The sequence below is a fragment of the Sphingobium sp. Leaf26 genome (assembly GCF_001421665.1).
Classification (GTDB): domain Bacteria; phylum Pseudomonadota; class Alphaproteobacteria; order Sphingomonadales; family Sphingomonadaceae; genus Sphingobium.
Genome location: NZ_LMKV01000012.1, coordinates 522,396 through 534,872, shown reverse-complemented (window position 1 = coordinate 534,872; position 12,477 = coordinate 522,396). Strand labels below are relative to the sequence as shown.

Genomic DNA, 12,477 nt, shown 5'->3' with positions numbered 1-12,477 from the left:
CTCTGTGGCCTCGATCTCCGTCGAATCTCCACCCCTCTCTGACATGAACTTTGGGGAAAGCGATTAACGAAAGGTTACCGCCGGGATGAACCGATGACATGGCGGGACAGGCGCTGCGACCGACGCATTCGCCACGCCCACCATTGCCCTGCGCGCCCGCCCTCGCTAAAGGCGCGGGCATGTCCAGCACCACGCCCCACATCACCCCGGAAGTCGTCGCCGAACATGGCCTCAGCCCGGAAGAATATGACCGCGTCCTGAAGGCGATCGGCCGCGAGCCGAACCTGACCGAACTGGGCATCTTCTCGGTCATGTGGTCGGAGCATTGCTCGTATAAATCCTCCAAGATCCACCTGATGAAGCTGCCGACCACCGGCCCGCAGGTCATTTGCGGCCCCGGCGAAAATGCCGGCGTGGTCGATATCGGCGATGGTCAGGCCGCGATCTTCAAGATGGAAAGCCACAACCACCCGTCCTACATCGAACCCTATCAGGGTGCGGCGACCGGCGTCGGCGGCATCCTGCGCGACGTCTTCACCATGGGCGCGCGCCCGGTGGCCAACATGAACGCGCTGCGCTTCGGCCGCCCCGACCACCCCAAGATGAAGCATCTGATCGCCGGCGTGGTGCATGGCATCGGCGGCTATGGCAATTGCGTGGGCGTGCCGACCGTGGGCGGCGAGGTGAATTTCCACCCCGCTTATGACGGCAATATCCTGGTCAACGCGATGACCGTGGGCATCGCCGACACCGACAAGATCTTCTATTCCGCCGCCAGCGGCATCGGCAATCCGATCGTCTATGTCGGGTCCAAGACCGGCCGTGACGGCATCCATGGCGCGACCATGGCGAGCGCGGATTTCGGCGACGACGCCGACGCCAAGCGCCCCACCGTGCAGGTCGGCGACCCCTTCACCGAAAAGCTGCTGATCGAAGCCTGCCTTGAACTGATGGCCTCCGACGCGATCGTCGCCATTCAGGATATGGGCGCGGCGGGCCTTACCTCCTCTTCGGTGGAAATGGCGTCGAAGGGCGGCGTGGGCCTCCACCTCAAGATGGACGACGTGCCGCAGCGCGAAACCGGCATGACCACCTATGAAATGATGCTGTCGGAAAGCCAGGAGCGGATGCTCATGGTGCTCAAGCCCGGCCGCGAAGACTTCGCCGAAGCCATTTTCAAGAAGTGGGAACTCGACTTCGCCGTCATCGGCCATGTCACCGACACCGGCCGCATGGTGCTGGAACATAAGGGCGAGATCGTCTGCGACATCCCCCTCGCCCCGCTGGCCGACGACGCGCCGCTTTACGACCGTCCCTCCATGCCGAAGGACGAATATAAGCTGTGGTCGAAGGTCGAACCGCTGGGCGACATCGCGGAAAGCGCCGACATCGGCGCGGACCTCGTCACGCTGATGGGCAGCCCCGACATCGCCAGCCGCCGCTGGATCTGGGAGCAGTACGACCACATGGTCGGCGCCGACACGGTGCAGCGCCCCGGTGGCGACGCCGCCGTCGTGCGCGTCCATGGCGCGCAAAAGGGCATCGCGATCAGCACCGATTGTACGCCGCGCTATTGCTATGCCGACCCCTATGAAGGCGGCAAGCAGGCGATCGCCGAATGCTACCGCAACCTGAGCGCCGTCGGCTCCACGCCGCTCGCCGTCACCAACTGCCTCAACTTCGCCAACCCGCAGCGCCCCGAAATCATGGCGCAGCTCACCGGCTGCCTGGAGGGCATGGGTGACGCCTGCCGCGCATTGGACTTCCCGATCGTGTCCGGCAACGTGTCGCTCTACAATGAATCGAAGGCGACCGGCGGCGGCTCGGCGATCCTGCCGACCCCGGCGATCGGCGGCATCGGCCTGCTCGCGGATGTGGACGTCATGGCGACCGTCGCGTTCAAGGCTGAAGGCGACGCCATCTGGCTCATCGGTGGCGAAGGCTCGCACCTCGGCCAGACCATCTGGCTGCGCGAAATCGCCGGCCGTGAAGCGGGTGAAGCGCCCAAGGTAGACCTCGCCGCAGAGCGCGCCAACGCCGACATCGTCCGCGCCCTGGTCGCCGACGGCAAGGCAACCGCCGTACATGACATCGCAGACGGCGGGCTGATCGTCACGATCGCGGAAATGGCGCTCGCCGGCAGGATCGGTGCGACGCTGAACGTCACGCTCACCACCGCGTCGGCCTTTGGCGAGGATCAGGGCCGCTATGTCGTCACCACCGCGGCGGGCGTGGACGTCCCCGGCGCGGTGAAGATCGGCGCTGTCGGCGGCGGCACCGTCGCGGGCGTCGCCCTCGAAACCCTGCGCACCGCCCATGAAGGCTTCTTCCCCGCCCTCATGGACAGCGAACTGTAAAGGATAAGGGAGCGGGAGCAGCGCCCGCTCCCGCCCTATCCCCGGCGGTAAATATATTCCTCGTCGGTCCACGCGCCGACGCGAAAGCCATAATCGCCCACTTTCACGAAGTCGCGTTTGGCATAGACCGCCTGCGCACGCTCATTGCCGGACCAGACGCCCAGCCACACCGGCCCTGGCATTTCCGCCGCCAGCCAGTCCAGCGCCACATCCATCAGCGCCCGCCCGATACCCTGCCCCTGCGCGGCATAGAGCGCATAAAGCTGGTACAACTCGCCCTGATCCGCCGAAGCATCGGGATGCGGCAATTTGCACGGGCCGACATGGGCATAGGCCAGCATCTGCCCGTCCGCCGTTTCCGCCACCCAGGTCGCATGAGACGGGTCGGCCAGTTCCGCCGCGACACGCTCCACGCCATAACTGTCCTGCTCGAACACAGCGAGGTCGGCCGGCGGATAGGGCACGGCAAAGTCATCCAGAAAGGTCTGCCGGAACGCCGTCAGTTTCAGCACGGACAAGACGGCGGCATCAGACGGGACGGCAGAGCGAATGGTCAACATAGCGCTCCGCATGCCATGCCCGGAAGCGCCTTGCAAACAAGCCGACCGATGCGCCTCCACCTGCGTTCGCCCTGAGCCTGTCGAAGGGCTTCTGTCCTACACCCGTCCGGCACGCTATACTGGCTCTCCCACTTCCCGATAGGATCAGGCCCACGCAATAAAATGTCGCAATCTGCGGGAAATGTGCGAAGTTAAGCCCCCGCGATCACTGCCACCCCCACCCGGTTACGCCCGCCACGCTTGGCATCGTACAAGGCCCGGTCCGCCCGGTCGACCAGCGCCTGCGCCTCCTCCCCCGCCCCGGCCTGCGCCAGCCCGATACTGACCGTCACCACCCCGTCCGGCGCCGGCGACACCAGGACACGCCCCTCCACCGCCGCGCGCATCCGTTCCGCCACCTCGGCGGCTTCCACAGCGTCTGCGCCGGGCAGCAGCACGGCAAATTCCTCCCCGCCATAGCGCGCCACCAGATCGCCACCCCGCCGCGCACAGGCCGCCAGCGTCGCCGCCACCTCCTGCAACCGCGCATCGCCCACCAGATGGCCATGATGATCGTTCAGCAGCTTGAAATGGTCGATATCCACCATGATCAGCGCCAGCGCCCCGCCCTGCCGCCGCATCCGCGCCAGTTCGCGGCGCAGCATCTCGTCAAAGCGGCGACGATTCGCCACGCCGGTCAGCCCATCGAAGTGCGACAGACGCTCCAGCCGGTCCTGCTCGTCATAACTGCGCAACTGTACCAATATGCTGCGCAGCCCATAGCCCAGCGTCGCCATGATGCACCCCGCCACCGCCAGCCCCGCATCCTGCCGCAGCAACAGCGCCGATACCGTCAGCAACGTCGCGGGCAACAGCAACGGACTGCCCGCCCGCACGACATGGGCGAAACGCCGCCCGGTCCGCATCATCGCCTGTCCCTCGCCCCCGATGATCGCCAGGACCGCCAGCATCAGGAAGGGCAGGTCGATCATCAGGTCGGGCCAGGAACCGAACGCCGTCTGCCATTCGAAATGATTGATGTAGAAAGCCACGAGCAGATAAGCCGCCGCATAAAGACACAGCGTCCGTAAAAAACCCCGGAAACGCGCATCCTGACAGGCCAGCAGGCGGATCAGCGCGAAGGCGGCGATATAGGCGTTTTCCAGATCGAACAGCAGCCGGATCGCCGCGATATTCCCGTCCCCGGTGCCCGACAGGGTCGATTGGGTGAAGACGTAGCGAAAGAAGAAATAGCCCAGCGCCGCCGCCAGCACGCCATCGACCAGCCGGACCGGCCATGGCTCGTCCGCCGGACTGGCCAGCGCAAAGATCAGCGGCACGCCGTAGAGGACATAGAGCAATATGCTGGCCCCGCCCTCGCCCTGCGCGCTCAGCCAGACGATGCTGACCATGCTCGCGGCCATGCCCCCGGCCCAGAGCGGCATGGCGATCGCCAGCGCCGCCCATCCTTCCCAGCCGTCCCGCCATCCGCGCCACAGGCATGCCAGCCCCGCCATCATCGGCGCCGCGATCAGCATGTGGAGAGAGACGGATTCGGCCTCGTCACCGGCAAGGCCGATCAGCAGGGCGTGCAGCAACAGGAACGCCAGCGGCCAGGCGACAACGCGCATAGCCGGGACTTTCGCCTGCGCTGAAGCGCGATCAAGGGCGCCTGCCATCTCCATGGCGCGACCCTAACCCGCAAAAAGTTAATCTTTCCTCAGGCCGTCCCCGACAGCGGCCGCGTCACCCGGCCGAACAAAATCTGATAGCCATCATCGCCGCCGTCCGCCTCGAACGCGGCCATCACCCGGCGCAGGTCGGCCGGCGTCAGCGGCCTGTGCCCTTCGCTTGGCACCACCGCACCAATGCCCTTCAAATGCGCGATCAGCCCGCGCGCCCCGCCGCAGGCCAGCGCATAATCCTCATCAAAGGCAAACCCGTCCGCATGGCTCCCCACCATGCCCCGCAGCGCATCGAGTGAAGGATAGTCCGGCACCCCCGCCACCAGTCCGCACGCCGTATGGGCGGCGCGCCAGCGCGCAAAGCTGCCCTGTCCCATGGTCGAAAAGATCAGGCTCCCCCCCGGCCGCAACAGCCGCGCCAGCCGCGCAATGCCGCCTTCCAGATCATCGAACCACTGGAACGCCAGACTGGACAGGATCAGGTCGAACCATGGCCCATCGAACAGCGGAGCTTCCCCGTCCATGGTCATGAACCGGCCCGCCACCCTGCCATTCGCCGCCGCCTGCTCCAGCATGCCGGGCGAAATATCGGTCGCGGTCAATTCCGCCCCCGGCCAGCGCGCCTGGATGTCCCGCGTCAAGAAGCCGGTGCCACAGCCAATCTCCAGGATCCGCGTCACCCCGTCCGGCCGCTGCCGCTGCGCCAGGTCCGCCACCAATGTAGCGGCCAGCCGCTGCGGCCCTGCATAGGCGTCATAATGCGCCGCCGCCGCGCCGAATGCGTCGCTTATCCGTTGCTTGCGGGCCTCGTTCATGGATGAAGCATTTTCAGTTGACCGGTCACGGTTAACGCCTTGGAAAATGCGGCCGCAGGAAACAAGAGTCTTTCCACCGATTGTGGAAAGGCTCTAGGCGCATTGGCAGAGCCTTGCCCTTTTGGCCAGTATCAGCAGGACCATCCGCCTCATGACCGCCTCCCCCCGTATTCCCGCCATGGACGTGCTGCGCGGTTGCGCCGTGCTGGGCATATTGTGGATGAACATCACCGCCTTCGCCCTGCCGCAAAACGCCTATTTCAACCCGGCGGTGGCGGGCACGCCCTCGCTTGCCGACATCGTCGCCTGGGCAGTCAGCCTCATCTTCATCGACGGCAAGATGCGCGGCCTCTTCGCCCTGCTGTTCGGCGCGTCGATGCTGTTGCTGATCGACCGGGAAGAAATGGCCGGACGCGACGGCCGCCGGGCGCAGATGATCCGCGCCGGCTGGCTGTTCGTGCTGGGCTGCGCGCATTTCTTCCTGCTCTGGTGGGGCGATATCCTGCGCGTCTATGCGCTCGTCAGCCTGTTCGCGCTGCTGTTCGTCAACCTCGAACCCTTCGCCCTGGTCAAGCGCGCCCTGCTCTTCTTCTTCCTCCAGTTCCTGCTGTGCGCCACCTTCATCGCCAGCCTCTATCTCTGGGGTCATGCCGCCGCCGCGCCAGACGCCACCGGCGCGATGCGGGACGGCTACGCCACCTTCATGGCCGCCCTGTCCGATCCCGTCAGCCCCTCGACGCAAGCGGAAATCCTCACCTATCGCGGCAGTTTCGCCACCATCCTCCAGCACAAGCTGATCGGCCTGCCGGGCGACTGGCTCTGGGGCTTCCTTTTCACCGCCTTTGAAACGCTCGGCTTCATGCTGCTCGGCATGGCGATGCTGAAGGGCGGCTTCCTCACCGGCAACTGGGACATGGAGCAATATCGCCGCACTGCGCGCCATTGCTTCCTGATCGGCGTACCGCCCATGGCCGCGCTGGCGCTCTGGGTAGCGCTCAGCGGCTTCGCGCCGCTCCCCGCCTATGGCGTCGCCCTCGCCTGGTCCTTGCCCTTCCGCATCCCGCTGACCGTTGGCTGGGCCGCGCTCATCCTCTGGCTTGCCGCCCGCCATCCTGGCCATCCACTGGTCGGCCGCCTCGCTGCCGCCGGCCGCCTCACGCTCAGCAACTATCTCGCCACCAGCCTCGTCATGACCGCACTCTTTTACGGCTGGGGCCTCGGCCTCTTCGCCAGTGTACCGCCCGCCGCCCTGCCGCTCTTCGTTCTCGCCGGCTGGGTCGCGATGCTGGCCTGGTCGCGTCCCTATGCGAATCGGTTCGCGCTGGGTCCGGCCGAATGGCTATGGCGCAGCCTCATCAACGGTCGATCGCAAAAGATTCGCAAAAGCGACTGAATACTATTGCGACCCATTATCATACACGCTATCTCGGATTCGTCAGGAGAGTGTGGTCGATGGTCGTCTGCGTTTGTAATGCCATTCGGGAAAAGGATGTACGGGAAGCCGCGCGAAACGGGGCCGATACCCCTTGCAGCGCTTATGCCCGATTTGGTCGTCGCCCCAAATGCGGCCAGTGCGTCCCCTTCGCCCGCACCATCATCGCGGCGGAACGCGCCTCGGCCTGAATAGCATTGCGAATCAACCTCAATGGTCAATCGCGACCTTGACGCAATAGCGCATGAAAAAAGCCCTGATTTCCAAGGGTTTTTGACTTAACAGTTCCTGTCCGAAACGATATACGGGCCGGCAACCCCCATTGCCGGAGTAAAGCGCCATGAAAGGCGATCTGAAAGTCATCGAATATCTGAACGAGGTGCTCAAGAACGAGCTGACCGCGATCAACCAATATTTCCTGCACTATCGCGTCCTCAAACATTGGGGCATCGAGAAGCTGGCCAAGTTCGAATATGAAGAGTCCATCGATGAGATGAAGCATGCCGACAAGGTGGCGGAACGCATCCTCTTCCTCGACGGCCTGCCCAATTTCCAGTTGCTCGGTCGCCTGAAGATCGGCGAAACGGTCGAGGAAATCCTCAAGGCCGACCTTGAACTGGAATATGAGGCGCTGCCGGTCCTGCGCGAAGCCATCGCCTATTGCGAATCGATCAAGGATTTCGTCAGCCGCGACCTGTTCCAATATATCCTCGAAAGCGAGGAAGAGCATGTCGACACGCTGGAAACCCAGTTCGAAATGATCGAACGCATGGGCATCCAGAATTATGTCCAGTTGCAGAGCAAGGCCAAGGAAGACTGATTCCTGACCTGTTCGGTCCGGCGCGCGCGATCAGACCGACTTATTGATCACGTTCCCCGGCGCAGGCCGGGGTCCAGTTCCACGCTTTGAACTGAACCCCGCCCTGCCCCGGGGAACGCCAATCTTGATCCAAATAAGGGGGCACTCCATCCGGGCGCCCCTTTGCTTTTACAGCAGCGCCTCGATCAGCCCGATCAGCGGCAGGTCCGCCGGCGGCATGTCCAGCGCATACATCTGCGCCGGCTTGAACCATTTGAGAGCGGTCGCATGGCGCGCCTCGGGCATGCCCTTCCACTTGCGACAGACATAGAGCAGCAGCAACAGATGCCGGTCGCCCAGCGGCTCGCTGGCAAAGGTCGCAGGCGCCAGGCAACTGGCATGCGTCTCGATCCCCAGTTCCTCTTCCAGTTCGCGAACCAGCGCCGCTTCAGGCGTTTCGCCCGGCTCCACCTTGCCGCCGGGAAATTCCCACAGGTCGGCCATCGCCTTCCCCGGTGGCCGCTGTTGCAGCAGCACGCGCCCATCGGCGTCCACCAACGCTACGGCTACCACCAGCAAGGGAGAAAAAGGGGGCATATCGGTCCAGTCGGGAGGGCTTTGTTAACCGTGCTTCCTTTACACGTTGATCGGGGACTGTCTGTAGCGAAACGGGGATCATATGCGCGCGCTTGTCGAAATCATCGCCCGATGGAAGCTCTCGCGATGCGAACGCGGAGCGACGGCCGTCGAATATGCGCTGATTATCGCGATGGTCGTACTCGCCATGATTGCCGCGCTCAATAACGTCGCGAACAAGACCACCGGCATGTGGAACAACGTCGCAACCGAAGTTACCAAGCATTAACCATCAATATTTGACAGACACTGTCCGCATTAAGAGTTTTTCAACCGGACTTCTCTAATTCGATCCTTGCTGACCACGAATTATCCATGCGGGGCGGCCGGGTAGTTAAACGTAGTAATCCATTCCAAGGAGACGTCACATGCAGTTCATCCGTAAGATGCTGAAGAACGAAAAGGGTGCAACCGCGATCGAATACGGCCTGATCGCCGCTCTGATCGCCGTCGCCGCCATCGGCGCGATGACCAGCCTGGGCACCAAGCTGGGTTCGACCTTCAACAACGTCTCGGGCAACCTCAAGTAAGCCCAGACGTTTGTCGAATTAGGAGGCGGCGGAAGCAATTCCGCCGCCTCCTTTCGTTAAAAGCGTTTTCCAAGCAGGTGGAATCACCTGCTGACTCGGAAAACGCGGCAAATTAAAAACTTGGAGCAATCGGTCCGATGCAATCGGATCGGAACCTGCTCTAAGCGATCACCATGTCACGATCTTCACCCGCTGGCCCGCCCGCAACACGCTGTTCGCGCTCAGCGCATTGATGGTCAGGAACCGGTCCAGTTGATAATCGCTATAGGCCATGCGCTTGGCCAGCGACTGCACCGTATCGCCGGTCTTCACCGTCAGCACATCGACCCGGCGGGGCTTGATCGCCGCCGCCTCCTGCACGCTCAACCGCTGCATCGACTGGACCATCGCACTGAAGGCGCCAAGCCCTTGCCCCGCCGGCGTCAGCACCAGGAAATGATAGGCCTTTCCGCCCCCGAAATCATAGGCGAAGACGGTCGCGTCCACCTGGCTCGACTGGGTGGAAGCCCGCACCGTGCGATAGGCGGCGGGCAGGCCGTTGATCGTCGTACGGTTGACCTCACCCGCCGGCACGCCGCCATCGCCGCCACCCAGCTTGGCGAAGACGCTGTTGATATAGGCATCCAGATTGCCGGAATAGGGTGCGGCGCTGAATTGCGCCTGCCCGCCCGATCCGGTGATCGACACCGCATCCGCGCCATTTTCCATGCCGAACCCGCTCGGCACGGCAAAGCTCAGGCGCAGGTCGGGGTGACGGAAGCGATTGCCCTCGATCACACCCTGCTTGGGATCGTCACCATAGAGTACGCCGTCCACCGCATTGAGGAAGGCGTCGCGATTGCGCACCTTGCTGCTCACCCGCGTCGCTTCGGCCGCCCTTGCTGCCCGTTGCACGCGCGCGCCCGGATCGGGATGGGTGCTCGCCCATTCCGGCGTCGACCGGGCGTTACCCGTCACCCGTGCGTCCAGATCGCCCTGCGCGGCCAGCGATGCCAGCATGTCGGACAGCGCGCGCGGATCATAACCACCGCTCGCCAGATAGCGGATGCCAAGGTCGTCGGCCTCATATTCCTGCGTGCGCGAAAATTTGAGCGTCAGCAACTGGCTGCCGGTGCCGATCCCCTTCTGAATCAGCCCCGAAAAGCCCGAATCGCCCAGCAACGCGCCCGCCAGCGCGCCCAGCAATGCACCACCGACCGCATTGCGCTGCGCCGCCTTCTGTCGCCGCTGGCCATGCAGAGCCGCGACATGGCCCACCTCATGGCCCAGCACGCCGGCCAGTTCCGCTTCGTCATTCATCAGCGCCATCAACTGGCGCGTGACATAGACATAGCCGCCGGGAATGGCGAAGGCATTGTTCACCGGTGAATTGAGCAGCGTGACGGTAAAGTCGCCCTGCGCATTGGACAGGCCGGATTGCACCGCGATGCGCCGCCCCACACCCTCGACATATTTGGCCTGCGGTCCCGCATAGGCGCCGCCAAACTCCTTCAGCAGTTCAGGATGCTGCTTGGCGCCGCTTGCCTTGTCCTGCGCGCTGATGTTCGACACCGTGCGAATCGCCCGCTGCTGCCCGATCACCACAGGCGCACTCGCCGCCATCGCCAGCACCGCGCCCGCAGCGCCCAGCTTCCACTTCCAGTCCATGTCTCTCCACCCTCGACGTTACCCCAACGTAACGATGGACATGGCGAGCCGTTCCAGAAAAGGCCAGTCGTTAAACGGTCAATGGAGCCTGTTCCCCGGCAAAGGCCGGGGTCCAGCCAAGATTCCGTCAGGCCCCGATGGCGAGGAACTTGTCGGCCCGGTCGGTGCGCAGCGCATCCGCCGACATCCCGTCGAGCGCATCCAGTTCCGCCTCGATCGCTACGCCCAGATTGGCGATCGCCTGCACCGGGTCACGATGCGCGCCGCCCACCGGCTCCGACACGATACGGTCGATCACGCCCAACGCTTTCAGGTGCTGCGCCGTCACCTGCATCGCCGTCGCCGCGTCGCTCGCCTTGTCGGCGGTACGCCACAGGATCGACGCACAGCCTTCGGGCGAGATCACCGAATAGATCGCATGTTCGAACATCAACACGCGGTTCGCGGCGGCCAGCGCGATCGCGCCGCCCGAACCGCCTTCGCCCACCACGGCCGCGACCATCGGCACGCCCAGCTTGAGACAGGCCTCGGTCGAGCGCGCGATCGCTTCGGCCTGGCCGCGTTCTTCCGCCTGCACGCCGGGGAATGCGCCCGACGTATCGACCAGGCTCACCACCGGCAGGCCGAACCGGTCGGCCAGTTCCATCAGGCGGATCGCCTTGCGATAGCCTTCGGGCTTGGCCATGCCGAAATTGTGGCGCACGCGGCTGGCGGTGTCGTCGCCCTTTTCATGGCCGATCACCATGACCTTGCGCTCGCCCAGCGTGGCGAAGCCGCCGATGATCGCCTGATCGTCGGCAAAGGCGCGATCGCCCGCCAGCGTCATGAAATTGTCGAACATGCCCGCGACATAGTCCTTGAAGTGCGGGCGTTCGGCGTGCCGCGCCACCTGGGTCTTCTGCCAGGGCGTCAGCTTCGCATAGGTGTCGGACAACAGCTTGGCCGCGCGCTGTTCCAGCGTCGCGATCTCGCCGTCGATGTTGATGTCGCCCACGCTGGCGGTGGCGCGCAGTTCGACGATGCGCGCTTCCAGCTCAGCGATCGGCTTTTCGAATTCCAGAAAGCTTACCATGGCCGGTGCGTTAAGGCGCTGGCGCGTCGCCGTCAACGCGCGGATGCGGCTTCTTCGCGCTCATCCCCGCCAGCGGATGCCGCTGGTTGACCAGTTCGACCAGCCGCCGACTATCCACATGGGTATAGATTTGCGTCGTGCCAATGTCCGCATGGCCCAGCATGGATTGCAACGCACGCAGATCCGCCCCCCCCTCCAGCAGGTGCGTGGCAAAGGCATGGCGCAGCACATGGGGGCTGACCCGCTCCGGCGCGATGCCGCTCGCCGCCGCCAATGCCTTGACCAGTTGATACAGCCGGATGCGGCTCAAATGGCTCTTGCCCGAAGGAAACAGCCATATGCTGTCCACCGGCACATGCGGCAGCCAGGCGGCGACGGCGGCCCGCGCGCGATCCGAAATCGGCACCAGCCGCTCGCGCGCGCCCTTCCCCTTCAGGATCAGGAACGGCCGGTCATGCGACAGCGCCCGGCGCGGCAACGACACCAGTTCGGTCGCGCGCAATCCCGACCCATAAAGCAGCTCGATCAGCGCGGCGAGCCGTAGGTCCGCCGGCACCGGATGCTCCACCGCCAACCGTTCGGCGATCGTCGCGAAGAATCGGTCCACCTCCGCCACCGACAATATCTTCGGCAAGGCGCGGCGTGTGACCGGTCGCGGCAACGCGGCGGAAGGATTGTCGGCGCGCAGCCCCTCTTCCTCCAGAAAGCCGTAAAAAGCCCGCAACGCCGACGCCTTGCGCGCCACGGACGACGCGGCCAGTTCCGCCCAGGCCGCGGCCAGCGTCCCCAACCCGTCCTTGCTCGCCCCCGCGAGGCCGCCCAGCAGGTCGCCCGCGCCATTCAGGTCGGCGCGGTAGGCCAGCAGCGTATTGCGGGACGCGCCGCGCTCCGCCGCCATCATTTCCAGAAAGCGGTCGATCAGGACGGCGTCATCCCCTGTCATGGTGAGGCGCTGTCATGGTCAG

Annotated in this window: 13 protein-coding genes; 6 read left to right on the top strand and 7 right to left on the bottom strand. The window is 64.4% G+C overall.

The features are described from left to right. Nucleotides 1-179: 179 nt before the first annotated feature. A complete protein-coding gene (gene purL, locus ASE85_RS11490; RefSeq protein ID WP_056687958.1) occupies nt 180-2,357 on the top strand; it encodes a phosphoribosylformylglycinamidine synthase subunit PurL in 2,178 nt (725 codons plus the stop codon). A 35-nt stretch (nt 2,358-2,392) separates the two neighbouring features. Here purL and ASE85_RS11485 read toward each other — a convergent pair whose 3' ends face one another. From ASE85_RS11485 to ASE85_RS11475, 3 genes are all read right to left on the bottom strand, one after another. Beyond that, nucleotides 2,393-2,917 (bottom strand): GNAT family N-acetyltransferase, encoded by a 525-nt coding sequence (locus ASE85_RS11485; RefSeq protein WP_235523496.1) that lies wholly within the window; start codon nt 2,915-2,917, stop codon nt 2,393-2,395. 191 nt (nt 2,918-3,108) lie between these two features. Continuing rightward, on the bottom strand, nt 3,109-4,527 hold the full coding sequence (locus ASE85_RS11480) for a GGDEF domain-containing protein (RefSeq protein WP_162237442.1): 1,419 nt from the start codon (nt 4,525-4,527) through the stop codon (nt 3,109-3,111). 89 nt (nt 4,528-4,616) lie between these two features. Continuing rightward, nucleotides 4,617-5,396 (bottom strand): methyltransferase domain-containing protein, encoded by a 780-nt coding sequence (locus tag ASE85_RS11475; protein ID WP_056687949.1) that lies wholly within the window; start codon nt 5,394-5,396, stop codon nt 4,617-4,619. A 151-nt stretch (nt 5,397-5,547) separates the two neighbouring features. On the opposite strand from ASE85_RS11475, the gene ASE85_RS11470 reads away from it, so the two are divergent. The 3 genes from ASE85_RS11470 (at nt 5,548) to bfr (ending at nt 7,648) form a co-directional block, all read left to right on the top strand. Next, a complete protein-coding gene (locus ASE85_RS11470; protein WP_056687946.1) occupies nt 5,548-6,789 on the top strand; it encodes a DUF418 domain-containing protein in 1,242 nt (413 codons plus the stop codon). Nucleotides 6,790-6,848: 59 nt separating this feature from the next. After that, entirely contained in the window at nt 6,849-7,019 is a 171-nt protein-coding gene (locus ASE85_RS22415; protein WP_082462762.1) for a (2Fe-2S)-binding protein, read from the top strand. A 149-nt stretch (nt 7,020-7,168) separates the two neighbouring features. Further along, nucleotides 7,169-7,648 (top strand): bacterioferritin, encoded by a 480-nt coding sequence (bfr, locus tag ASE85_RS11465; protein WP_056687943.1) that lies wholly within the window; start codon nt 7,169-7,171, stop codon nt 7,646-7,648. Nucleotides 7,649-7,816: 168 nt separating this feature from the next. Here the strand turns inward: bfr and ASE85_RS11460 are convergent, their stop codons facing one another. Then, nucleotides 7,817-8,224, bottom strand: coding sequence for a (deoxy)nucleoside triphosphate pyrophosphohydrolase (locus tag ASE85_RS11460; RefSeq protein ID WP_056687940.1), 408 nt, complete (start codon nt 8,222-8,224; stop codon nt 7,817-7,819). An 82-nt stretch (nt 8,225-8,306) separates the two neighbouring features. On the opposite strand from ASE85_RS11460, the gene ASE85_RS11455 reads away from it, so the two are divergent. Both ASE85_RS11455 and ASE85_RS11450 read left to right on the top strand, forming a co-directional pair. Next, entirely contained in the window at nt 8,307-8,492 is a 186-nt protein-coding gene (locus ASE85_RS11455) for a Flp family type IVb pilin (RefSeq protein WP_056687938.1), read from the top strand. Between the two features lie 139 nt (nt 8,493-8,631). Then, on the top strand, nt 8,632-8,793 hold the full coding sequence (locus ASE85_RS11450) for a Flp family type IVb pilin (protein WP_056687935.1): 162 nt from the start codon (nt 8,632-8,634) through the stop codon (nt 8,791-8,793). Nucleotides 8,794-8,961: 168 nt separating this feature from the next. On the opposite strand, the gene ASE85_RS11445 is transcribed toward ASE85_RS11450, so the two are convergent. From ASE85_RS11445 to ASE85_RS11435, 3 genes are all read right to left on the bottom strand, one after another. After that, nucleotides 8,962-10,440, bottom strand: a complete 1,479-nt coding sequence (locus ASE85_RS11445) for a M48 family metalloprotease (protein WP_056687931.1) — start codon at nt 10,438-10,440, stop codon at nt 8,962-8,964. A gap of 127 nt (nt 10,441-10,567) precedes the next feature. Beyond that, nucleotides 10,568-11,512 (bottom strand): acetyl-CoA carboxylase carboxyltransferase subunit alpha, encoded by a 945-nt coding sequence (locus tag ASE85_RS11440; RefSeq protein WP_056687928.1) that lies wholly within the window; start codon nt 11,510-11,512, stop codon nt 10,568-10,570. 10 nt (nt 11,513-11,522) lie between these two features. Continuing rightward, nucleotides 11,523-12,455, bottom strand: coding sequence for a tyrosine recombinase (locus ASE85_RS11435; protein WP_056687925.1), 933 nt, complete (start codon nt 12,453-12,455; stop codon nt 11,523-11,525). Between the last annotated feature and the right edge of the window lie 22 nt (nt 12,456-12,477).